Annotated in this window: 19 protein-coding genes; 10 read left to right on the forward strand and 9 right to left on the reverse strand. The window is 64.6% G+C overall.

The annotated features are described in order from the left end of the window. Positions 1-19: 19 nt before the first annotated feature. From pheT to Q0K00_RS01925, 8 genes are all read left to right on the forward strand, one after another. On the forward strand, positions 20-2,431 hold the full coding sequence (gene pheT, locus Q0K00_RS01890; RefSeq protein ID WP_297226945.1) for a phenylalanine--tRNA ligase subunit beta: 2,412 nt from the start codon (positions 20-22) through the stop codon (positions 2,429-2,431). Between the two features lie 61 nt (positions 2,432-2,492). Further along, complete coding sequence (locus Q0K00_RS01895; RefSeq protein ID WP_297226946.1) at positions 2,493-2,831, forward strand: MerR family transcriptional regulator; 339 nt, start codon at positions 2,493-2,495, stop codon at positions 2,829-2,831. A 14-nt stretch (positions 2,832-2,845) separates the two neighbouring features. Next, on the forward strand, positions 2,846-3,565 hold the full coding sequence (rpe, locus tag Q0K00_RS01900; protein WP_297226947.1) for a ribulose-phosphate 3-epimerase: 720 nt from the start codon (positions 2,846-2,848) through the stop codon (positions 3,563-3,565). A gap of 18 nt (positions 3,566-3,583) precedes the next feature. Next, complete coding sequence (tkt, locus tag Q0K00_RS01905) at positions 3,584-5,605, forward strand: transketolase (protein ID WP_297226948.1); 2,022 nt, start codon at positions 3,584-3,586, stop codon at positions 5,603-5,605. Positions 5,606-5,638: 33 nt separating this feature from the next. Beyond that, entirely contained in the window at positions 5,639-6,805 is a 1,167-nt protein-coding gene (locus Q0K00_RS01910) for a phosphoglycerate kinase (RefSeq protein WP_297226949.1), read from the forward strand. Positions 6,806-7,079: 274 nt separating this feature from the next. Beyond that, positions 7,080-7,850: a hypothetical protein gene (locus tag Q0K00_RS01915; protein WP_297226950.1), complete on the forward strand. Its 771-nt coding sequence runs from the start codon at positions 7,080-7,082 to the stop codon at positions 7,848-7,850. 23 nt (positions 7,851-7,873) lie between these two features. Beyond that, a complete protein-coding gene (locus Q0K00_RS01920; RefSeq protein ID WP_297226951.1) occupies positions 7,874-8,353 on the forward strand; it encodes a pyridoxamine 5'-phosphate oxidase family protein in 480 nt (159 codons plus the stop codon). 836 nt (positions 8,354-9,189) lie between these two features. Then, complete coding sequence (locus Q0K00_RS01925) at positions 9,190-11,256, forward strand: methyl-accepting chemotaxis protein (protein WP_297226953.1); 2,067 nt, start codon at positions 9,190-9,192, stop codon at positions 11,254-11,256. 569 nt (positions 11,257-11,825) lie between these two features. On the opposite strand, the gene fliM is transcribed toward Q0K00_RS01925, so the two are convergent. Further along, positions 11,826-12,809: a flagellar motor switch protein FliM gene (fliM, locus tag Q0K00_RS01930; protein ID WP_297226954.1), complete on the reverse strand. Its 984-nt coding sequence runs from the start codon at positions 12,807-12,809 to the stop codon at positions 11,826-11,828. Positions 12,810-12,961: 152 nt separating this feature from the next. Between fliM and Q0K00_RS01935 the strand changes: the two genes are divergently transcribed. Together Q0K00_RS01935 and Q0K00_RS01940 are read left to right on the forward strand one after the other, a co-directional pair. Continuing rightward, positions 12,962-14,536: an ASKHA domain-containing protein gene (locus Q0K00_RS01935; RefSeq protein WP_297226956.1), complete on the forward strand. Its 1,575-nt coding sequence runs from the start codon at positions 12,962-12,964 to the stop codon at positions 14,534-14,536. A gap of 1 nt (position 14,537) precedes the next feature. Next, the gene (locus Q0K00_RS01940) at positions 14,538-16,673 is read left to right on the forward strand and encodes a small ribosomal subunit Rsm22 family protein (protein WP_297226958.1); all 2,136 of its coding nucleotides are present in this window, start codon (positions 14,538-14,540) and stop codon (positions 16,671-16,673) included. A gap of 620 nt (positions 16,674-17,293) precedes the next feature. Here the strand turns inward: Q0K00_RS01940 and Q0K00_RS01945 are convergent. The 8 genes from Q0K00_RS01945 to rsmD all read right to left on the reverse strand — a co-directional run bounded on the left by Q0K00_RS01945 (position 17,294) and on the right by rsmD (position 23,632). Beyond that, complete coding sequence (locus tag Q0K00_RS01945; protein ID WP_297226959.1) at positions 17,294-17,545, reverse strand: HypC/HybG/HupF family hydrogenase formation chaperone; 252 nt, start codon at positions 17,543-17,545, stop codon at positions 17,294-17,296. Positions 17,546-17,600: 55 nt separating this feature from the next. Next, positions 17,601-17,750, reverse strand: coding sequence for a hypothetical protein (locus Q0K00_RS01950; protein ID WP_297226960.1), 150 nt, complete (start codon positions 17,748-17,750; stop codon positions 17,601-17,603). An 8-nt stretch (positions 17,751-17,758) separates the two neighbouring features. Beyond that, complete coding sequence (gene hmcC, locus Q0K00_RS01955; protein WP_297226990.1) at positions 17,759-18,934, reverse strand: sulfate respiration complex protein HmcC; 1,176 nt, start codon at positions 18,932-18,934, stop codon at positions 17,759-17,761. Positions 18,935-18,975: 41 nt separating this feature from the next. Beyond that, the gene (hmcB, locus tag Q0K00_RS01960; protein ID WP_297226961.1) at positions 18,976-20,091 is read right to left on the reverse strand and encodes a sulfate respiration complex iron-sulfur protein HmcB; all 1,116 of its coding nucleotides are present in this window, start codon (positions 20,089-20,091) and stop codon (positions 18,976-18,978) included. A gap of 12 nt (positions 20,092-20,103) precedes the next feature. Further along, complete coding sequence (locus tag Q0K00_RS01965; protein ID WP_297226962.1) at positions 20,104-21,075, reverse strand: cytochrome c3 family protein; 972 nt, start codon at positions 21,073-21,075, stop codon at positions 20,104-20,106. Between the two features lie 258 nt (positions 21,076-21,333). After that, the gene (gene miaA / locus Q0K00_RS01970; RefSeq protein ID WP_297226964.1) at positions 21,334-22,251 is read right to left on the reverse strand and encodes a tRNA (adenosine(37)-N6)-dimethylallyltransferase MiaA; all 918 of its coding nucleotides are present in this window, start codon (positions 22,249-22,251) and stop codon (positions 21,334-21,336) included. Next, a complete protein-coding gene (gene coaD, locus Q0K00_RS01975; protein ID WP_297226965.1) occupies positions 22,248-22,796 on the reverse strand; it encodes a pantetheine-phosphate adenylyltransferase in 549 nt (182 codons plus the stop codon). Before coaD ends, miaA begins: the two co-directional genes overlap by 4 nt. Beyond that, positions 22,793-23,632: a 16S rRNA (guanine(966)-N(2))-methyltransferase RsmD gene (gene rsmD / locus Q0K00_RS01980; RefSeq protein WP_366141122.1), complete on the reverse strand. Its 840-nt coding sequence runs from the start codon at positions 23,630-23,632 to the stop codon at positions 22,793-22,795. Before rsmD ends, coaD begins: the two co-directional genes overlap by 4 nt. Positions 23,633-23,642 lie beyond the last annotated feature (10 nt).

Below are 23,642 nucleotides of genomic sequence, written 5' to 3' on the forward strand. Positions count from 1 at the left end.
GCGGCCAGTGAGATGACGTATGCTGCTTTCCCTGTCTTGGTTGCGTGAATTTGTCCCCTACGAAGGTACGGCGCAGGAACTTGGCGACCGCCTGACCATGTTGGGGCTGGAACTGGAAGAGATCGTCCGCCCCTACGACGGCATTGCCTCCATCGTGGTGGGGCATGTGGTGGAATGCGTCGATCATCCCGAATCCGATCATCTGCATATCTGCAAGGTGGATGCCGGACAGGGCGAGCTGCTGGACATCGTCTGCGGGGCCCCCAACGTGGCTGCCGGGCAGAAGGTGCCCGTGGCGCTGGTGGGCACCACCATGCCGGGCGGGCTGGTCATCAAGAAGGCCAAGCTGCGCGGCGCGCCGAGCTGCGGCATGATCTGCTCCGAGCGTGAGCTGGGCCTCACGGAAGACCATTCCGGCATCATGGTGCTGCCGGAGTCGGCCGTCCCCGGTGCGCTGCTGGTGGACACGCTGGAGCTGGACCGCGAAGTGCTGGACATCTCCATCACGCCCAACCGCGCCGACTGCCTTTCGGTCATCGGTCTCGCCCGCGAGACGGCGCAGGCCTTCGGGCTGCCGTTCCACATCCCCGAGCGGGAATGCGTTGAGGACGGGCCTGCCGTGGAGCTGCCGCCCATCGACATCCGGGATCCCGACCTCTGCTGGCTCTACACGGGCCGCGTCATCACGGGCAGCAAGATCGCCCCGTCGCCCATGCGTATCCGGCACCGGCTGCACGCCGTGGGCGTGCGTCCCATCTCCAACATCGTGGACGTGACCAACTATATCCTCATGGAGTGCGGACAGCCCCTGCATTCCTTCGATCTCGACAAGCTCCAGGGCGGGCGCATCGTCGTCTCCCGCGCCGAGGAAGGCGAGAAGTTCGTGACCCTGGACGGCCAGGAACGCACGCTGGATGCCCGCGATCTCTGCATCCGTGATGCCGGGCGCGCCGTGGGCCTGGCCGGGGTCATGGGCGGCCTCAATACGGAGATCGACGAGAACAGCCGCAATGTCTTTCTGGAAAGCGCGGTGTTCCGTCCCGGCACCATCCGCAAGACCTCCCGCCGTCTGGGCCTCTCGTCCGAGGCGTCCTACCGTTTCGAGCGCGGCATAGACCAGCAGCGCACCCGCTGGGCGCTGGACCGCGCTTGCGCCATGATGGCCGAGCTGTCCGGCGGCAAGGTCTGCCCCGGCGTGGCCGTGGCCGAGCCGCGTCCCTTCGCGCCGGTGCTCATGGACTTCCGTCCCGCCCGCGCCAATGCCCTGCTGGGCGTGGAGCTGGGCGCGGACTTCTGCGAGCGCGTGCTGAGCGGGCTTGGCTGCGAGATCCGCCAGAAGGGCGAGAGCTGGCAGGTGGCCCAGCCGAGCTGGCGGCCCGACCTGACCCGCGAGGCCGACCTCATCGAGGAAGTGGGCCGTGTGCACGGTCTGGATACCATCGCTCCGGTCCTGCCGCCCATCGCGCGGGATCTGGCGCGCGCGGGCGAGCCGGAATCGCGCTTTGCCTTCTGGTCCCGCATCAAGCGCTGGGGCGCCGGGCTCGGACTCAACGAAGCCATCAACTACAGCTTTGTGGGGCACAAGGACCTCGACCATCTGGGGCTGCCGCAGGAAGGGCGCATCGCCATCATGAATCCGCTCTCCGCCGAGCAGGACGCCTTGCGTACCTGGCTCGCGCCCGGCCTGCTCAACAGTCTGCGCAACAACTTGGCGCAGGGGGCGGCGGGCCTGCGGCTCTTTGAGCTGGCCCACGTCTTCCATGCGCGCCCGCTGACGGACGCGCACGATACGGGGGCCACCGAGACCGGCAAGATCGGCATCCTGCTTTACGGGGCGCGCTATGACAGCGCCTGGCCGCAGCCCGAAGGAGACATGGACTATACCGATCTCAAGGGTGTGGTGGAGCATCTGCTGGCTTTCCTGCATCTGCCCGCCGGGCAATACCGCCAGACGGAAGAGCATCCGTTCCTGCTGCCCTGCGTGGAGCTGATCCTCCCTGACGGCACGGGCGAGGTCCGGGCGGGCGTGCTGGGCCGGGTGCGTCCGGACATGGCCGACGCCTTCCATGCCCGCAAGGCCATCTGGCTGGCGGAACTGGATCTGGAGGTGCTGCGCCGTCTGCATGACGCGGCGCGCGTGCGCTTCCGTCCGCTGCCGGTCTATCCGCCGGTGCGTCGCGACATCACGGTCATGGCCGCGCCGCAGGTGCAGGTGGCGCAGATCATGGAGCATGTGCGGGGCCTGCGTCTGCCGCTGCTGGAGGACGTCGTGCTGCAGGACTGCTTCGAGCCTGAGGGAAGCGACGAACGCAATCTGACCTTCCGCCTCACCTTCCGTCATGCGGAGCGCACGCTCAAGGATGCGGAAGTGGACAAGGAACGGGAAAAGGTGGCACAATCCCTCGTGAAGCACCTCGGCGTGCGCGTATAGCAACAATCCTGACGGCCGCGCCGCCGGGGCGCGGCCGTTGCAAATCCTGTGACGGGCGGCCATGAGCGCACATACCTATCGCATCGGAGAAGCGGCTGAACTGCTGCAGCTCAAGACGCATGTATTGCGCTTTTGGGAAACGGAATTCCCCCAGCTTGCCCCCCTTCGGACGGAAAAGGGACAGCGCCTCTACACGGAGGAGCATGTTGCCCTGTTGCGGCGCATCAAGCAGCTGCTGCACGAGCAGGGCATGACCATCGAAGGGGCGCGTCGCCTGCTGGAGGGCGGCGCTGCCGTCGAAGAGAGCGCGCCGGAGCGCACAGCTCCCGCAACCGACCCGGCCTTTCTGCGGCAGCTGCACAGCGAACTGCTGGCCATTCGTCATCTTCTTGACCGGTAATACGGAGGAGCCGCATGATTCTCTCCCCGTCCCTGCTTTCCGCTGATTTTGCTCGTCTGGGCGAGGAACTGACGGCCCTCGAACAGGCCGGTATCCCCTGGCTGCACCTCGACGTGATGGACGGGTGCTTCGTGCCCAACATCACCTTCGGACCGCCGCTCCTCCGCAGCCTGCGGTCCCGCAGCCGTCTGTTCTTCGACGTGCACCTCATGATCGAGCAGCCCGCGCGTCATCTGGCGGCCTTCCGCGAGGCCGGGGCGGACATGCTGGTCATCCATCTGGAAGCCGACCGTCATCCGCAGCGGACGTTGAGCGAGATCCGGCGTCTGGGCTGCCGGGCGGGCGTGGCCCTCAATCCGGGGACGGACATCGGGGCCTTGCGCTGGCTTGCGCCGGACTGCGACATGGTGCTGGTCATGAGCGTCAATCCCGGCTTCTCCGGGCAGAAATTCATTCCGCAAAGTTTTGCCAAGATCCGCGCGGTGCGGGAACTGCTGGACGCTTCCGGGGGCGAGCATGTGCTCCTGCAGGTGGATGGCGGGGCCTGCCCGGAAAATGCCGCCGCGCTGGTGGACGCGGGGGCCGATGTGCTGGTGTCCGGCTCGGCCTTTTTCGCCTGTCCGCCCTATGCGGCGCGTCACGAGGCCTTCCAGGAGGCCGTGCGTCACGCCGGGACCGCCGCCGGAGGATCCCGCTGCGCCAGCGCCGCGCAGTGGCAACCCTGTAACCGCTAATCAGAGAAGGAACTCTCCATGCCGACCCGCAGGCAATGCGCCAATGCCCTCCGTGCTCTGGCCATAGACGCCATCGAACAATCCCGTTCCGGCCATCCCGGCGCGCCGATGGGCATGGCCGATATGGCCGAAGCTCTCTGGCGTCATCAGCTCCGCCATAATCCCGCCGATCCGCACTGGCCGGACAGGGACCGCTTCGTGCTCTCCAACGGGCACGCTTCCATGCTGCTGTACGGCTTGCTGCACCTGTCCGGCTACGCGCTGGACATGGAGGCCATCCGTCAGTTCCGGCAATGGGGCTCGCTGACGCCCGGCCATCCTGAATACCGGCACACGCCGGGCGTGGAGATGACGACCGGGCCGCTGGGGCAGGGGATCTCCTCGGCCGTGGGCATGGCGCTGGCCGAAAAGCTGCTGGCGGCGCGCTTCAACCGTCCCGGACACGAGATCGTCGATCACCACACGTACGTCTTTCTGGGGGACGGCTGCCTGATGGAAGGCATTTCCCATGAAGCCTGTTCGCTGGCGGGCGTCTGGGGACTGGGCAAGCTCATCGCCCTGTACGACGATAACGGCATCTCCATCGACGGCAAGGTCTCCGGTTGGTTCACCGAGGATGTGGCGGCGCGCTTCCGCGCGTATGGCTGGCAGGTCGTCGGCCCTGTGGACGGGCACGACGCCGCGGCGCTGGATGCCGCCCTTGCCGAGGCCAGGGCCGATGCCGCGCATCCCAGTCTCATCATCTGCCGTACGCATATCGGCTTCGGTTCGCCGCACAAGGTCGATTCGGCTTCCTGCCACGGTGCGCCCCTCGGGCCGGAAGAGGCCGCCGCCACCCGTGCGGCGCTGGAGTGGACCGCCGCTCCCTTCGAGATCCCGGCCGACATCGCTGCCGCCTGGGATTGCCGGGAAAAAGGCGCGGCCGCCCAGAAAGTCTGGGAAGAGAAGTTTGCCGCCTATACCGAAGCCTATCCCGACCTGGCCGCCGAGTTTTCCCGCCGTATGCGGGGCGAACTCCCGGCCGACTGGACGGAGATCGCCGCCGCGACCGTGCGGGGCGCCGTGGAGGCAGGTGAGAGCATCGCCACCCGCGTGGCCGGGCAGCGTGCTCTGGAGAGCCTCGTGCCCCGTCTGCCGGAACTGCTGGGCGGCTCCGCCGACCTGACCGGCTCCGTGGGGACCAAGACCGCCGCGTCCGTACGGCTGGATGTCGCCGCGGGCAACTGGGCCGAGGCCAATTATCTTTCCTACGGCGTGCGGGAATTCGGCATGAGCGCCATCATGAACGGTCTGGCCCTGCACGGCGGTTTCATCCCGTATGCGGGCACGTTCATGGTGTTCTCCGATTACGCCAAGAATGCCGTCCGTCTGGCGGCCCTCATGAAGATCCGCGCCGTCTGGGTGTTCACGCACGACTCCATCGGCGTGGGAGAAGACGGCCCCACGCATCAGCCCATCGAACAGATCCCCGGTCTGCGGCTGACGCCCAACGTGGAGGTCTGGCGTCCTTGCGACACCGTGGAGACCGCGGTGGCTTGGCAGTGCGCGCTCGAAAACGCGCAGACGCCCAGCGTGCTTTCCCTTTCCCGCCAGAACGTGCCTTTCGTGGCGCGCGATGCCGCCCGCCTTGCGGCCATTGCCCGCGGCGGCTATGTGCTGCACGATGACGGCGGGACGCCGGACGTCATCCTGCTGGCCACGGGGTCCGAGGTGGGCCTTGCGCTGGAGGCGGCTGCCCGGCTCAACGCCGCGGGGCGGCGTGTCCGTGTGGTGTCCCTGCCCTGCTGCGAGCGTTTCGACGCCCAGGAAGCCGCCTACCGCGAAGCGGTGCTCCCGTCGTCGGTGCGCGCCCGTGTGGCCGTTGAAGCGGCGTCGGCGGATTACTGGCGCAAATATGTGGGCCTCGACGGGGCGGTGCTGGGCATGGACGGCTTCGGCGCTTCCGCACCGGGCAAGGTGCTGGCGCAGCAGTTCGGCTTCACGGTCGAGCATCTCGTTGCGCTGGCGGAAGAAGTTTTGCGCGGCACCGCCGCGAAGTAACGGACAGGACGCCATTCCACAAGGAGATCGAGCATGGCCATCAAGGAACTCAAGGATATGGACTGTGCGGGCAAGATCGTTGTCATCCGTCAGGATCTCAACGTGCCCATGAAGGACGGACACATCACCAACGACAAGCGCATCCGTGCCGCGCTGCCCGGCATCCGGCTGGCGCTGGAAAAGGGCGCGGGCGTCGTCCTGCTCTCCCATCTGGGCCGTCCCACCGAAGGGGAATTCGACCCCAAATTCTCGCTGGCCCCTGTGGCCGAGCACCTTTCCGCGCTGCTGGGCAGGGCGGTGCCGCTGGCGGCCGACATCGAGAGCGTCAAGGTGGCCCCCGGTGAGGTGGTGCTGCTGGAGAACGTCCGCTTTTTCAAGGGCGAAAAGAAGAACGATCCCGATCTTGCCGCCCGGCTGGCCGCTCTGGGCGACATCTATGTGATGGACGCCTTCGGGGCGGCGCACCGCGCCCATTCGTCCACCGAGGGCGCCATCCGCAAGGCGAAAGTCGCCTGCGCCGGGCCGCTCATGATGGCCGAGCTCAATGCCTTTGCCAAAGTGCTGGATCATCCTTCCCGTCCGCTGGTGGCGGTCATCGGCGGTTCCAAGGTGTCCACCAAGCTCTCCCTGCTGGAGAACCTGCTGGACAAGGTGGACTGCCTCATCGTGGGCGGCGGCATCGCCAATACTTTCCTTGCGGCCAACGGACACAACGTGCAGAAATCGCTCTATGAGCCGGAACTGCTCGACGATGCGCGCCGCATCATGAAGAAGGCCGAGGATCTCGGCAAGATGCTGCCCCTGCCCGTGGACGTGGCCACCGCGCCCGAACTGGCTGCCGGACAGCAGGCGACGATCAGCGACGTGGACGCCGTACCGGCGGATGCCATGATCCTGGACATCGGCCCCAAGACCGAAGCCGCCTATGAAAAGCTGCTGGCCGATGCGGCGACGGTGGTCTGGAACGGCCCCGTGGGCGCTTTTGAATTCGAGCCCTTCCACAAGGGGACGCGGGCGCTGGCCGAGGCGCTGGCCTCCGACAAGGCTTTTGTGGTGGTGGGCGGCGGGGATACCGTCGCCGCTGTGGAGAGTTACGGTCTTGCCGACCGGATGGGCTATATCTCCACCGGCGGCGGCGCATCGCTGGAGCTGCTGGAAGGCATCAAGCTGCCTTCGGTGGCGGCGCTGGAAAGCCGCTAGCTCTGGCTGCCCCTCTCCGACACGACAATTATAACTCCATTCGCGAAAGCTGCCCTTTTCCGCGCCTCGAGCTGTGGGAAAAGGGCAGCTTTCCCGCTACGGCAGCGGATCGCCTGGTCCCAGACCGTCCCCGCGAAGAAGAAAGGGGATCCCTCGTCACGATCCGGTGTCGATGCGCGGCGCAGCGTGCCGCAAGACGTTGCGCCTGCCGGGGAGATGGAGTACACTGAAAGGGAATATGCAGCGCCGGTCAAGCCCGGCTCCCGGAGGCAACGTGCGGCGATTTTATCAGGAAAGCTGGCAGGGGATACCCTTTACGTCCTTTTCCCACATTTCCTTTTTTCATCTGGCGGAACCCAAGTTCTACGCCACGTTCTACGAAGAGCTGTTCCGCCGCTACCAGAGTTGGGACGATCTGCCCGCCGCCTGGTGCGAGAACAAACGCAAGGATGCCAGCTGGCTTATGGGCGAGTTGCGTGCCCAGATGGCTGCCTGGCCGGTGGAGCGGACGGGGCCCATGCGTGTGCTTTCCATCGGCAGCGGTGTCGGCTTCATGGAAAAGATCCTGCTCGAGGAGATGCCGGAACTGGAGCTGCACGTCAACGAGCCCAGTACCGTCAGCTTGCGCTGGCTGCGCCGCATCATCCCCGGCGAACGCATCTATATCGGCCTGCCGCCCGCCTGCCTGCCTGCCGACGTGCAGTACGACATGATCTATCTGTCCACGGTGGATTACGGCATACCGCAGCGGGAACTGGAGCATCTGCTGGAAGAATTGCGCGCCCAGCTCGCGCCGGGTGGCGAACTCATCTGCCTTTCCGCATCTTTGCTGGAAGAAGACTCCGCAGTGGGCGGCTTCGTCAACGCGCTCAAGATCGTCATTCGCGGCGCATTGCATTTTCTCGGTATCCGGCGGCAGCAGTTCTGGGGCTGGCGCAGGACGCGCCGGGAGTACCAGCAGCTTTTCACGGCGGCGGGTTTTGCCGGGATAGCTGACGGCTGGCTGGATGACGGTTTCGAGACCTATTGGATACGCGGCAGATAGTGGCTGCCGAAGGGAGAATGGCTATGCATCCCATGCGTCGCAAGGAGAGGCAGCTGTCTGAAGAAGATACGCTGCGAGTGCTGCGGGAAGGGGTTTTCGGCGTATTGTCGCTGGTGACGCCGGAGGGGACGCCCTACGGCATCCCCCTGACCTACGCCGTGGAGAACGGCCAGGGGCTTTCGCTCTATATCCATTGTGCGCGAGAGGGACGCAAGCTGGGATGCCTGCACGGCGACAGCGTGGCGGCCCACTTCGTGGTGGTCGGCGCGACGCGCGTGGTGCCGCAGAAATTCACCATCGAGTATGAGAGCGTCATGCTGGAAGGGCGACTGGCCGAAGTGACCGACGAGGCGGAAAAGCGTCGCGGTCTGGTGTGCATCGCCCACAAGTATGCCGCCGCTTACGATGGGCCGGGCTATGCCGACGCCGCCGGAAAGGCGACGCGCGTCCTCCGCCTGGATGTGGAGAGCATGAGCGGCAAGCGACTGCGGGAGGATGCCTAGGGTCAGGACTCATTATCAGACCGCTACGCAAATAGCGGGTTTTGGGGAAGATGGGGGAGCTTGAGGGGGAAGAAACCCTTTTTGCCGCGAGCAAAAGGGGGGCTTCCCCCTCAGAAAACGTAATGAGTCCTGAGCCTAGAGCAATTTCGGTTTGAAACGCGTTGCGCTTCAAACCATACGGCCTGTCGTTTCGCGGAAAAAGCGCGGTTTTTCCGCTCACTTTTGGCCGGGCGGCGCGGTGCCGCCGCCTCGCGTTTCACCTTTTTCAAAGGTGAAACGCTCTAGACGCAAGCTTCACGTTTTTTGGAAGGGGAAAGCTCACGTTGCCCTGCTGTCGATGCCCGTAAGGCGTTTGCGTCGTCTGACAGCGGCCCTGCGGGACCGTCCGCCCTGGGCAGTGCTCGCGACAAAATGGACTTCCTTCCCTCTCACACTTCCCCATTTTTCCCCAAACCTCCTTTTGTGTGGGGGAAGTGGGATGCGAAAGATTCTTTTGCGGGCAAGAGTGCTTTATTTTACAGAAAGTTATGGAAAATAAATCCTCGGGATAGGCTGTCTGATGATGCATCCTGCCCGTGCAAAAAATATGGGGACGATCTTTTACTGTCCCGGAAAATCGCCTGTATGGCGGTTTTTTTTGCCGTCTGTGTGAAAAAACTTTGCTTCATGCCTTGAAAAATCGGAAGATCAGTCGATAAGTCTCCAAGGACTGATGTATGCCGCTCAGTGACATGCTTCTGGAGACGTATCATAGATTGGGCTGGACGAGAGTAACATGGCGGGACGGGAACGCCCGTTCCCCAGCAGATGCATAGCTATATCGACAGGGAGGCGACATGAAACTGGGTTTGTTTCCTAAAATGCTCCTGGGCATACTGGCTCCGGCTATGCTGGGCCTGCTGTGCCTTACGGGCATAAGTTCCACGCTGGCCGATCATTTTTTGCGACAGCGTGTCGATGAGGAAATGTATCTTGCCGTGGATTCGCAGCAGCGCGAGCTGACCACCATGATCAGCCTGCTGCGTGCCGGTCTGCGCAATGAGAGCGGCTTTGCCAGCATCGTCAATTTCCTTTCGGCGGACATCGACGGCAGCAAAGCGGACCAGGCCGCCGTGGGAGAGATCCAGAAAGAGCTGAAAGAATTCGTCACAGTCTACGGTTATGTGACTGACGTGGAGCTGCTGGATTCCCGCGGGGTGATCCGTTCCGGGAGCGATACGGAACATGTGGGGAAGTCGCTCGCCGGGAGCGCCTTTTTCCGCAAGGCCATGCAGGACGGCTTCGGAGCGGAAAACGGCAAGGATAGCGACGGAAAGCCGCAGACGCTCATGGCCGTGGCCGTTGAGGGCGCACAGGGAAAGCGCATCGGCGTGCTTGTCGCCACGCTCAACATGGAAGCCATCGGCCGGCAGTGCACGGACAAGATCACGCTTTCCAGCACCGGCATCAGCATGATCTATGACGGGACGGGCCTCTTGCACATGCACCCCAACCGTGATTACGTGGGCGACGAGGACGGCAAGCTCTCGTGGGTGCAGGAAGTGCTCGCACGCAAGAACGGCATGTTGGATTATACATGGAACGGCGTGGAGAAGATCACCGCCTTCCGCCATCTGCCGGATCTTGACTGGTATGTGCTGGCTTCGGTGGAAAAGCAGGATATCCTCGGCGGCGGACGCACGTTGCTGCTGAGCAATGTCGTGGCTGCCATAGTGGCCATCCTGATCATCGGCGGCATCATCTGTTTCATGGCGCGCAGCGTGGCTGTGCCGGTGCGCAAGGCCGCCCTGCATGTGGCCAAGGTGGGCGAGGGCTGTCTGGAGTTTTCTGCGGAAGAGCAGAACTACATGCGGCACATTGCCGGTCGGGGCGATGAGGTCTCGATGCTGGCCAAGGGCATCACGGAAACCGTGGCGAACCTCAAGAAGATGTTCGACGATGTGCGCAAGCGCACCGAGGAAGCCGAAGCGGCCTCCAAAGTCTCACAGGAGGCCATGCAGCGGGCCGAGGCCGCCGCTGAAGAGGCCCGCAACGCCAAGCGTGAAGGTATGCTTGCCGCTGCCGATCAGCTGGAACATATCGTCAACGTCATCTCCTCCGCGGCCACGCAGCTTTCGACGCAGATCGAACAGTCCAACCATTCGGCCACGGAATCCTCCACGCGACTTTCTGAAGCCGCGACAGCCATGAACGAGATGAACGCCACCGTGCAGGAAGTGGCCAAGAACGCCGGCAGCGCTTCGCAGATGTCCGGCGAGACGCGCCACAAGGCCAGCGCGGGAGCGGATATCGTGCGCAATGCGCTGGAGAGCATCCAGCGGGTGCATGAGGTCTCTCTGGCGCTCAAGACGGACATGTCCCAGCTCAACACGCACGCCCAGGCCATCGACCAGATCATGGGCGTCATCTCCGATATAGCCGATCAGACCAACCTGCTGGCGCTCAATGCGGCCATCGAGGCGGCGCGCGCCGGGGAAGCCGGACGCGGCTTTGCCGTGGTGGCCGACGAAGTCCGCAAGCTGGCGGAAAAGACCATGTCCTCCACTGCGGACGTAGGCAATGCCATCCGCGCCATCCAGGAGAGCACGAGCAAGAGTTCCGATGCTGTGGAGCGTGCCGTGAAGGAAGTGGAACAGGCCACGGAATTCGCCAATGAGTCGGGCAGCGCTCTGGAAGGCATCGTGCAGGATGCGGACAAGACGGCGGATCAGGTCAGCGCCATCGCCGCGGCCAGCGAAGAGCAGTCCGCGGCCAGCGAGGAGATCAACCGCTCCATCCTCGAGGTCAACGACATGTCTTCCCAGTCAGCGCAGGCCATGAGCGAGGCGGCGCAGGCGGTGGCCGATCTTGCCCGGCAGGCGCAGGAGCTTTCCGCGCTCATCGAGCAGATGAAGCAGGCATAGGTCCTTTCGACGACGTTGATGACCGAGAACGGGCCCTTTTCCTCTGAGAAAGGGGCCCGTTTTTCATGGCGGACAGCATCCACGGACAAGGCTAAACGTCTGAACAGGCGCGCGGGCAAGACCGTCGGCAAGCGCGCTCAAGTCCATAGAGCAATTCCACATTGAAAATGTGGATCGCTCTGGTAGTCGCGAGAGCGACTACCCGCAACCGAACACACGGAAAAACCACGCTTTTTCCGTAGTGTGAGGGCAGCGTCAGCATGGAAATTGGACACGCTTTCAATGCGAATCCGCTCTAAGATATTTTCAGTTTGAAACGTTTTGCGTTCCAAACCATACGGCCTGATATTTCGCGGAAAAAAACGCGGTCGTTCCGCCTGATTTGGGGCGTGCGGCGCTGTGCCGCCGCCTCGCGTTTTGCCTCTTTCGACGGCAAACGCTCTCGCAGCCAGACGCAGCGCGGACAAAAAAGCAGCCCGGCACAAGGAAATGACGGTTTCCTGTGTGCCGGGCACGCATGTCCGCTTCCCGCCCCTGTGCAGGCGCGGACACGCAGGTATCGGAGACCGCTAGGTATACTGCGGCTCGATCTCCTTGATGATCTGGAAGCCCTTCATGGCCTTGACCGTACCGGCGATGCCTTCGTACTTCTTGACTCCGGCCACGGTACAGGGGAGCAGGTCCTCCACGTCCGTGTCCAGTACGAGCACGTCGCCCACCTGCATACGCAGGAGCTGGTTGCCGGTGATGGTGGTACTGCCGAAATGGATCTTGAGATCCACCGGCGTCTCCATGAGCCGTTCCTTGAGGCGCGCCACCCAGGCGTGGTCGATCTCCAGACGTTCCGTCTGGAAGCTGGCGTGCAGCTTGGAGCGGATGGGTTCGATGGTGGCATACGGCAGACAGATGATCATGGAACCGAGCGCCGTGTCCAGTTCCACTTCAAAGGTGATGACCACCACCACGTCGCTGGGCGGCACGATGGCCGCGAACTGGGGATTGATCTCGCTACGGACCAGCTCCAGCTTCACGTCATGCACCGGTCGCCAGGACTCTTCCATGTTTTCCAGCGCGATCTTGACGATGCGGTCCACCACCGCCTGCTCGATGCGGGTGAATTCGCGCCCTTCGATCTTGGGCTGGGAACCGGCCCCGCCAAAGATGTTCTCCACCAGCGCGAAGACCAGACGGGAGTCCACCACCATGATGGCGTTGCCGCGCAGAGGATCCATCTTGAAGATGTTGATGGAAGTCGGCACGGGCAGGGAACGCATGAATTCCCCGAACTTGGTCATGTCGATGGAGATGGGGTTCAGCTCCACGCGCTTGCGCACGGCATTGGACAAGCCGTTGGTGCACAGGCGGGCAAAGCGGTCGTTGACGATTTCCAGAACGGGCATACGCCCGCGGATGATGCGGTCCTGATTGGCGAGGTCAAAGGCGACGACGCCGTCAGCGTCCTCGTCGGGCATGTCCATTTCGCTTTCGATGTCGCCGCCGGAAAGGCCGCGCAGCAGGGCATCCACTTCATCTTGTGCCAGTACCTTGTTCATGTCTCCCCCGTAACGGCAGAATCTTGACGAAATGCGGCTCAAATGTTGCAAAATCGGGGCCAAAAAGCAAGCCCCCTTTTGGGCACGTCTGGACGCATACGGCCGCGCTTGCCTTGCCGCCCGTCTTGCGGCACTCTGCCCGCATGAAGATCATGCTCACAAGTCTTGCGGATGGCGGCTCCGCGGCCCGCAGTCTGGAGGCCGTGCCCGGGACGCCGCTGTCCCGCGCGCTCTGGCTGTCCGGGCTACTGCCCGCACAGGCCATGTGTTCCGGGCTGGGGCGCTGCGGACGTTGCCGGGTGCGCTTTTGCGAGGCCGCGGATCGTCCGCCGTCTCTGCCGGATGAGGAAGAGATACTCGGCGGCCCGGCCGTGGAAAAGGGCTGGCGGCTGGCCTGCCGCCGTCAAGTCCCTGACGTGGCCTGCCTGCGGCTGGAAGTCCCTGTCCCCTTGGCCCCCGACCCGGCGCCGGCCGTTCGTTCCGGGGGAACGGCGGGCGTGGCGGCGGCTCTTGGGGTGGATCTGGGGACCACATCCATATATTACCGCGCCGTCCGTCAGGATGACGGCGCTTTGCTGGCCGAGGGGCATTTCCTCAACCCGCAGGCGGGGGCCGGTGCGGATGTCATGTCCCGGCTGGCGACGGCCCGGCAGGAAGGCATGGCGGAAAAACTTGCCGCCCTAGCGCGCGAAGCGATACGCGAGGGCCTGACGGCAACATGTGCCGCCGGGGGACGGGTGGAGGCGTTGTGCGTGGCGGGCAATACGGCCATGACGGATATCCTGCTGGAGCGTTCCGTGGAAGGATTATGCGCCGCGCCTTACCGGCTGGACTATGCGGGGCATGACACGGTCCGTCTGCCGGATCTGCCGCCCGTGTACGTCCCGCCGCTCATGGCGCCCTTTGTGGGAGGCGATATCTCGGCGGGACTGGCCGCGCTCATGGCGGCGGGGACGCCTCGGCCCTTTGCGCTGGCCGATCTGGGCACCAATGGCGAACTGGCCTTGCTGGACGGAGAGGATCGCCTCTATCTGGTCAGTGTGCCGCTAGGTCCCGCGCTGGAAGGCATCGGGCCGGAATGCGGCCTGCAGGCCGGGCCACGGAGCATCACGGAATTCCGTCTCTCACCGCGGGGCCTTGTGGGCGCAAGCTCGCTGGCCTCCACGCCCACGACAGATTTTGAAGGCATCAGCGCCACGGGATATCTGTCGCTGCTTTCTCTGCTCCGGCAGACGGGCCTCATGGATGCGGAAGGGCATTTCACGCCGGATTCCGTCACCATGCCGCTGGCCCGGCGGCTGGCCGGGGATCTGACCCGGCGTCATGGCCACCCCTGTCTGCAATTGCCGTACGGCCTGCACCTGACGGCTCAGGATGTGGAAGAGCTGCTCAAGGTCAAGGCGGCCTTTTCCCTTGCCCTGCACAGCCTGCTGGAGGCCGCCTCCCTGCGGCCCGCCGATCTGGCCTGTCTTTGTCTGGCAGGCGCGCTGGGGGAACATGTCCCGGTAGAGCATCTGGAACGGCTGGGCTTTGTGCCGCAGGGGCTGGGAGCGCGGATACGCGCCGTGGGCAACGCTTCGCTGGACGGGGCCGTGCTGCTGGCCCGTCAGCCTGAGCGACGCGAGGCGCTGGCGCGTTGCTGTGCGAGCGCGCGCCTGATCCCGCTGGCCGATGCGCCGGATTTCCATCAGCAGTATTTGCGCCATATGAGCTTTGGAGTAGCCTGATATGACACGACATGCGGAGCGCCGTACGCCGGGAGGAAAACCGCGCGGCGGAGCGGACAAGAAGGCGCGCAAGCGCGAAGACTGGCTGGAAGAAGAGGATTTCCCCGTTCTGGACGGCGACCTGCTCCTGCTGGAGCCGGAAGCCCCCGCCAGACAGCGGCGCGGCAGACGGCAGGGCCGGGAGGATGTACCGCCGGAGAGCGTCCGTCCCGCCGCTGGTGAGGCTCAGGCTCGCGAGCGGAGCGGATCTTCGTCAGGCTCCTTCCGCGAGCGGGTTGAGCGAGGCAGGGGTGGACGAGGCAAACCTCCGTATGAGGGGGGGCGCCGTGCCGGTGAAGCCCGCGAAGAGCGGCCGCGATCCGACGGACGTCGTCAGGAAAACGGCCGGAACACCGCCCATGATAGGGAAGCGTCCTCAAGGCGGCAGGATCGGTTCAGCGAGACGCGCCCTGCGGATGGAGCGCGCCGCGAGGGACGGCGACCCGTCCCGCGCAACGTCCCGGACCGGGAACGCTGGTCGTTGCTCTCCGCTCTGCTGCCGGGACCGGACGCCGCCTTGCGCGACGGTCTTGATATGCTCGGGGCGGCATTGGCGCGGGTGCGTCCCCTGGCCCCGGCCCATGCTCGCAGCCTGCCGCAGGATGTGGCGGAGCTTTCCCGTCTGCTGACCGTGGAGCGGGCGCATCTGCATCAACCCTACTGGGCGTCACCGGCTCTGACCAGCGCCTATCTCTATTACTTCTTGCCGTGGAACGTGCTGCGGCAGGCGCGACTGCTGTCCGCCCTGCCGTTGCCCGATCCCCGTATTTGGGTGGAGCAGGGGCGTCGTCCGCTATTGCTGGATATGGGCTCCGGGCCGCTCAGTCTGCCTATCGCGCTCTGGCTGGCCAGACCGCAATGGCGGGGATTGCCGCTTACCGTGCTGGCGCTGGATGCCTCATCGCAGCCGCTGGAGCTGGGGCGTGATCTGTTGCGTGCCCTGGCCGACGAGCTGCGTCAGCCTTCCTGGGAGGTGCGTACGGTGAGGGCCCCGCTGGGTCAGGCGGCACGGCAGCTTTCCCGTGCTTCCGGGTCGCGTTCCCGTACTGCTGCGGAGGGAGACGCCCCGGCGCTCTGGCTGGCCTCGGCGGCCAATGTGCTGAATGAGATGCTCTCCGGGGGCGGAGCCGGGCGCACGGGCCGACGTGACGGCGCGGCTTCCTGGGAGCCAGATGACGATGCGGCCATGCCGGGCGAGTCGCGCGAGGACAGCCTTTTCGGCCAGCGGCTGGAAAGCGTGCTGGACAGTCTCGAGGAGGTGCTGGAAGGGGGCGATCCCTCCCTCCCGGCGTCGTTGCTGGTGGTGGAACCGGGGACCCGTCTGGGTGGGACGACCGTCATGCGCTTGCGCGGGGCTGCGCTGGAGCGCGGACTCGTGCCGCTGGCTCCCTGCACGCATGGAGCGGACTGCCCGTTGGAGCGGGGACGCAGCGGGCGCGGCTGGTGTCATATGACTTTCGACTGCGCCGGAGTACCTGACTGGCTTGCCCAGCTTTCCGACGCGGCCGGGCTGGCCAAGGACAGCCTCAGCCTTGCCCCGCTCCTTCTTTCCACGGCTGCGGAGACGGTGCAGGATGGCTTGGATGCGCGCGAGGCCGAGACGGCCGATGATGACGGCGTGTTGTCGCGGGCGGCCCTGCGGGTGCTCTCGGCTCCCTTTGCGGTGCCGGGCCTGCCGGGCAGGGCGCGGTATGCCTGCGGCGTGGGGGGACTGGCTTTGTTGGGGGATGCGGAATCCCTGCCTTCGGGGGGCCTTGTGGAAGCGGACATCCCGGAACAGCCACGCTTTGACCGGCGCAGCGGCGCGTTGCTCTTGTTGCCTGAAGGGGAAACTTTTGCAAAGGATGCGTCTGCCCGCGCACCCCGTCCGTCCGAAAAGCCTGCCGGACGACAGGAGCGGAGTCCGCGTGGATCGGGGGAGGGTAAGCGTTTTTCGCAGGACAAGCCGGACAAGCCCATACCGCGCAAAGGGCGCGAAGGCCGTCCCTCCCCTCCGTCACGACAAACGCCGCACGCCTCCCGGGATGAGCGGCAGGAGCATGGACGCCGCACGGATCGTGACGCCCCAGGCCGCCCGCCACGCCGTAAGCCGTCATGACCTGCCGGTGGCGCGCCGCCATCTGTCAGCGCGGAAAGAACAGCAAACGCCCGTCGGTGCTCCCGGCGGGCGTTCTCTTTTAGGGTCTGTTAATACTATTCGTTGTCTGTTTGGGGGGAAGGGAAACCCCTCCGCCAGCGCGGGAGCGGGTTTCCCTTCCCCCCAAGCCCCTCATCCCTTCCCCAGCGCGCTTTTACCGGGGGAACAGGCAGAGGCACGAGACACTCTCGCCCCAAAAGCAAGCGGCGTGTATACAGTCTGTTTGGCTTGTCTGTTGAAATTGTTTGAAAAATTTGTGTTAACAGGCCCTGGAGCCTTTTCGGTTTGAAACGCGTTGCGTTTCAGACCACACAGCTTGGCGTTTCGCGAAAAAAAACGAGGTGTTTCCGTACACTTTGGGTCGGGCGGCGCTGCCTCATATATATCTTATCTTCTCTTTGCAAAAGCGCGCTGGGCAAGGGATGAGGGGCTTGGGGAACACCTACAACACCCACAACGCAGGCGGCGACCGAAAGGCGGCCGCAGGCCGTGCCTGTTAGGCGACAAAGGAGCCTTACGGGCATCGACAGCAAAGCAAAGGGGGTTCTTCTCCCTCAAAAAAAGCGTAATGAGTCCTGACCCTAGAACGGAGCTGGGCGGCCCTCGTCGGCTTCCACCAGTTCGCGCAGGGCGCGGAGGTTCTCTTGCGCCTCTTCGGGCGTCAGGGAATGCAGGGCAAAGCCCGCATGGACGATGACGTAGTCTCCCACCCGTGGTTCTTCGGGCAGCAGCATCATGGAGGCCGTGAGATAGGTCTCACTGGAGCCGACCCGGACGCGGGCCATACCCGCATCCTGCAGTTCGACTATCTGGGCCGGAATGGCAAGGCACATGGCATGTCCTCCCAGCAAAGGAGGGCGCGGACGGCCGCGCCCTCCGGAATGGGTGCTACTTCTTCCTCCGCCGCCGGTCGCCGTCGCCGGGGCGGTAGAGGACGAGGTTCCAGAACAGGACGTACAAGGGCAGGGTCACGAACATGAGCAGGTAGGCCCATTCCTTGGTCTGGAGGAAGTATTGGTAGAAGGTCTGATATTCCATAGAGCCCCCTAGCCGTGGTGCCGGAAGTTCGGATGTTCGTACAGCACCGGCATGTGGTAGACGATGAAGCGGTAGACCGTGATGATCAGAGTGACGATGAAGACCGAGACCGTGATCTCATGCCAGCTCGGGAAGTAGCGTTCCGCGGCGGGCAGATGCCAGTTGAAGGCGATGATGCTCACGTTGAAACGGTTGAAGATGATGCCCAGCACCGTGATGATGGAGCCGATCTGGCAGATGTGTTCGTTGCCGTCGCGGGCGCCCTTGGCATAGATGAGGGCGGGCAGCAGGACGAAACCGAACATCTCCACCAGCCAGAGCACGCCGTAGCCCGAGAAGAGATAGCCCATGTTGTTCTGGACGATCATGTCGATGAGCTTGAGCATGAAATAGCCCATGAGGATGAAGGAGGCTGCCCGGCTGAAGCTCAGCGTGACGAGCTTGGAATCCTTGGCATGGTTGGTGTCCATGTAGAATTGCAGGCCCTTGTGGGTCAGCATACCTTCAAAAATGACCATGGACGCCCCGGCAGCCATGGAGCTGACGAAGAAGAACATGGGCATGAAGGGCGAGTACCAGAGCGGATGCAGCTTGCCGGGCGCGATGAGGAAGAGCGAGCCCAGCGAGGACTGGTGCAGGGTGGAGAGCGTCACCCCGAAGATGGTCAGCAGGATGACGGTCTTGGTGATGAGCTTGTGGAAGATCCGCAGGATGGGGAAGCGGTGGGCCAGCCATTCGATGGGCATGACGGAGAACTCGCAGAAGAGCACCGTCACATAGGTGGCCACGCACAAGCCCACTTCAAAGAGCACGGAGGTCGTGCCGGGATAGAAGAAGGCATAGGGCAGGCGCAGGGGGTGGCCAAGGTCGTAATGCAGGGCCACCACCACGAAGAAATAGCCCAGAAAGGCCGTGGTGACCGCCGGACGCACGGCCGAGTGGAAGCGTTTGAGTCCGAGCACATAGCATGCGACCGTGGTGAAATAGCCGCCCGCGGCCAGCGCCACGCCGCAGAGCAGGTCGAAACCGATCCAGATGCCCCACGGGTAGTTGTCGTCAAGGTTGGAGACCGCGCCGATGCCCAGAGTGAAGCGCATGACCGTCACCACCAGCCCCACGGCAAGGATGATGTAGGTGATGATGTTCCCCGGAGTCAGCCGGAAGAACGGGGTCAGATTGAGCATCTGATCCCGCGTGGGCATGGGGATGTCGTAATGTTCGGCCATTAGTGATCCTCCTTGCGGGCAAAGCGGCTGGCGTCCAGCGCGGCCTGGCGGCGTTCTTCCACGGCGTCTTCGAGGGCCTGGCGGGCCACTTCAGCGGCTTCGGGGCCCTGCTGGCGTTCGATGCGGCGTACGGCGTCATCCATGGCGGCGGCCATATCCTGCCGCACGGCGGCACGCATGATCTTGTTGCGCATTTCGTTGCGGGCTTCGCGGCTCTTGCTGATGCCGTAGAGCCCGCCGAAGAGGATGGGCCAGAAAGCGACGATGAGCGGCACCGTCCCCAGCGCGCCGTACGTCAGCTCGCCCATGGGCTGCGAGCCGAGGTGCGTATCCAGCCCGATGGCGTGCATCACCTCCGTGGCACCGGCCGGGCCCACGTCGGACTTGCCGACGGTCTCCTTCGAGGCAGGCGCGAGCACCATCCAGGCCGTGCCCCCGGCATCCCATTCGCCATAGATGTAATCCGTGTAGCGGCCGGGATTCTCCTCGATGCGTTTCCGTGCCAGACGGATGAGGTCGCTGCGGCGGCCGAAGGTCAGGGCGTCCATGGGGCAGGCTTCCACACAGCCGGGCAGCTGCCCCTTGTCAAGGCGAGGCTTGCAGAAGGTGCACTTCTGCACCAGCGGATCGAACGGCTCGTCGTACTGGAATCCTGGGATGTAGAAGGGACAGGCGATCATGCAATAGCGGCAGCCGACGCACTGTTCGCCGTTATAGGTGACGCTGCCGTCGGGATTCTTGGTGAAACACTTGGCAAAGCAGGCCGAGGCGCAAGCGGGTTCGTTGCAGTGGAAGCACTGCAGCTTGCGGAAATAGGGCTTGTCGTCGATGGTGTACTGATTGACGACCGTCCACTGATACGCCGAGGTCCGCCGACGGACGCCCAGCACGTCAAGATCGTCAAAGGGCTCCCTGGGCTGGGGCAGCGAGTTGACGGCATTGCAGGCCTCTTCGCACTGGCGGCAGCCGATGCAGCGCGTCACGTCATGCAGGACGCCGTAGCTGTTCTCATAGCCCGGAAAGACATGGGCCTTGGCCGCGGCCATGCCCGGCGCGGCCAGAGCGCCGCCGACGCCGGCCGTTCCCAGCAGGGCAAGGAATTTTCTGCGGTTCATGCGTACGTCCTCCTATTGCCCTTCTTGGGTACGCGGCTTGTGGCAGCTGGCGCAGGATGTCTTGAGCGGCCGGGCGACCTTCATGCCGTCATGGCAGCCCATGCACTGCAGGTGATAGGCGGCCTTGAGGGTGGGGGTACCGGGATCGGCCGGATCGATGCGCGCGGCGTGACAGTTGGCGCAGGACGGCGGGGTGGCCGATGCCGGGCTGTTGTGATGACAGGCCGTGCAAAGAGAGGCCGGATCCTTGTGGAAGGCGGCGGCCAGCTTGTCGTCCTGGATACGGCGCATGAGCGAGGCCACATGCCGCCGGTGATTGAAATAGTTGGGGCCGAACTTGTCGGACAGGCTGTCGAGGCTGATACGGCTGGGCAGCAGTTCCGGACGCAGCGGGGTGGCGTACCGCTTTTCCAGGACGGTGCGGGCTGCCAGTTCGTCCCGCTCGTCGTCCGGCAGGGTCCCGGATGCCGCCTGTCGCAGCTGCTGTGCGCTCATGGAGGGCGTCACGCTGTGGCAGACGCCGCACCAGCGGTCATCGCGGGCGGGCTTGGCGATGCTGTGACAGCCCGCGCATTCCCGCCGCTTGAGCTGCTGTTCATGACAGCTCACGCAGCTTTGCGGCGTGGGACCGTCGGTACGGGGCGCGATATCGGTGGCGTGCATGGCGCGCTCGAGCGTGATGTACTTGCCCGCCTCCGAGCCCTTGAGAGTATGGCAGTCGCTGCATTTCTGCGGGTCGCCCGTATGATGACAGACGGTGCAGTCCTCGATCTTGCGTTCGTGGATCAGGTGATTGAAGACCACGGGCTTCATGCTGCCTACGGCCTTCTTGTCGCCGTTGGGCAGCATCATGATGGCCGTTGGTGCGCCGCTGTCCGTCGCTTCCAGCTCATCGACGGCGGCCGCCTGCGCTCCGGCAGGCGGGAGACAGGTGAAGCTCAGCAGGAGCAGCAGACCTGTCAGGGAGAAAAGGGTGTGCCTCATAAGCGTTTCCTTGTGGCCGTGCCGGGTGTCAGCATATTCGACGACGACCTTGCGATATGGGTTGCTCCCGGATCTGCCGCATCGGCGGAAGGAAAGCCATTTCGCCGCCGCGATCGGAGGCAAAAGACGGGCGGATGCTTTGCCCGGGGCCGCTGCGTCACGCGTGTTACGGCATAACGCATGACTAGGGTACGCGCAGGCAGCGAGGGCGTCAAGGCAAGAGAGAGGACGACATGCGGAACTGTGTCGGCAAGTCCGTCAGGCAAGGGCGTCCCGCACACGGCGCAGGAGGGTCGCCGTCTCGCCGGGAGGCACGGCGACGGCCTCCCGCCGTCCGCGGAACCAGGTGAGCTGACGCTTGGCATAGGCGCGCGTATGACGCAGCCAGAGGGCGCGGCAGTCCTCAAGCGACAGCTCGCCGCGCAGATGGGCGAGCACTTCGGCGCAGCCGATGCCGGACCAGCCGGGGGCGGCGGGATCGTCATTGCGGCGGCGGGCGGCGCGGGCCTCCTCCAGTGCGCCTTCGGCCAGCATCTGGTCGATGCGGCGGGCAAGGCGCGGCTCCAGCCAATCCAGTGTGGGAGCCAGATAGAACAGGGGACCGGCGCAGAGGGGGGCGCTCATGGCGTGTTCATGCCACCAGCTGAATGGTCTCCCCGTGGCGTCCAGCACCTCGAGGGCCCGCACGATGCGTTGCCGGTCATGGGGATGGATGCGGGCCGCGTAAGACGGGTCACGGCGGCCCAGCTCCTCATGCAGGCGCTCTGGCCCTTCCGCGGCAAGGCGTTCCGTCCAGCGGGCGCTGATCTCCGGCGCGACGGGCGGGATGTCCGCGATGCCGCGCAGCAGGGTCTGGAAATACAGCCCCGTGCCGCCCACCAGCAGGGCGCGTTTGCCGCTGTCGCGCAGACGACGTACGGTCTCGGCGGCCATCTCGGCCCAGCGTCCGGCGCTGATCCTGGCATCCGTGGCAAGGAAGCCGTACAGATGGTGCGGACAGGCCGCGCGCTCCTCCGCCGAGGGCTGGGCGGTGATGCACGGGAAGTCGGCATAGACCTGTCGGGAGTCGGCGTTGACGATCTCCGCATCCAGAGCGTGGGCCAGCTCGATGGCGGCCGCCGTCTTGCCGCAGCCCGTGGGTCCGGCAAGACAGATGACGGGCAGGGGCGCGCTCATGCCTTGTCCGGCAGGCGGAAACCGCCAAAGGGGGCGGAAAGGCAGGGCGTCCCCTGCCGCACCTCGCCGCGGGCGCTCTTTTCCTCAAGGCGCAGGCGGACGTTTTCCGGTACGAGCCCCTGGATGTCCGCCCCGTGGCTGGCGGCGGCCTTGACGATGGTGGAGCTGATGAACAGCCACTGGTAATCCGTCATGAGGAAGACCGTCTGGATGTGCCGTTGCAGGCGGCGATTCATGAGCGCGAGCTGGAACTCGTACTCGAAATCGCTGACCGCCCGCAGGCCCCGCAGGATGGCGCAGGCCCCGCGTCGGAAGGCGTATTCCACCGTAAGGCCGGAAAAGGGCTCCACAAGGACCCTTTCCTCGTCGGCAAGGGCCTCACGGGCCATCTCCACGCGCTCTTCCTGCGAAAAGAGCGGTCTCTTGGGCGTATTATCGGCCACGGCGACGATGATCTGATCAAAGACTTCCAGGCCGCGACGGATGAGTCCCATGTGACCGTTGGTCAGGGGATCGAAGGTTCCGGGATAGAGGGCGATCTTCATGCGTTTGTCCAGATGAGGATACGGGTCTGGCCGAAGTGGCGTTCCGTCAGCAGTTCCAGCCCGTCAGGCGTCCTGACCTCGGCATCCAGCTCCACTTCGGCGGTAACGAAGGCCTCGGGCGTCAGCCAGCCGCGTTCCATCAGGCCGGTCAGCGCCATGTTGCACAGGTTCTTGTGGTAGGGAGGGTCCAGGAACACCAGACCGAAGGGGAAGCGCGGCGGCCGCAACAGGGCCTTGCGCACATCTTCCTTCACGAGGCGGGCGCGTTCGCCAAGGCCGAGCTCTTCGATGTTGCGGACAAGGCAGCGGACGGCGACGGCGGACTGCTCCACCAGCAGGGCCTCCTGCGCGCCGCGGCTCAGGCTTTCAAAGGCCAGGCTGCCGCTGCCGGCAAAAAGGTCCAGCACGCGCAGACCGTCCCAGACGAGGCCGCGCGCTTCCAGCATGGAAAAAAGCGCCTCGCGCGTCTTGCCCATGGCCGGGCGGTAGCCTTCGCCTTCCACGGTTTTCAGGCGGCGTCCGCCCAGGGTTCCGGCAATGATTCGCATGGTGAAGGATCCTGCTCCGAGGGGATGCTGTTTGTGCGCCGCACGATGGAGGCGGCATGGATAGAGCATTTTGCCTTTGAAAAAGGCGAAATGCGAGGCGGCGGCACAGCGCCGCCCGGCCAAAAGTGAGCGGAAAAACCGCGTTTTTTCCGCGAAACGCCAGGCCGTATGGTTTGAAACGCAAAGCGTTTCAAACTGAAAATGCTCTAGTGACCGGTCCAAACGGCAGACGGGAGGGCGGTCCGTCCCGTGGGGGAACGGGGCCGCCTCCCGCGCGGCCGCGTACATTTGGCGTTTG

It is taken from the genome of uncultured Desulfovibrio sp. (assembly GCF_944327235.1).
In the GTDB taxonomy this organism is placed as follows: domain Bacteria; phylum Desulfobacterota; class Desulfovibrionia; order Desulfovibrionales; family Desulfovibrionaceae; genus Desulfovibrio.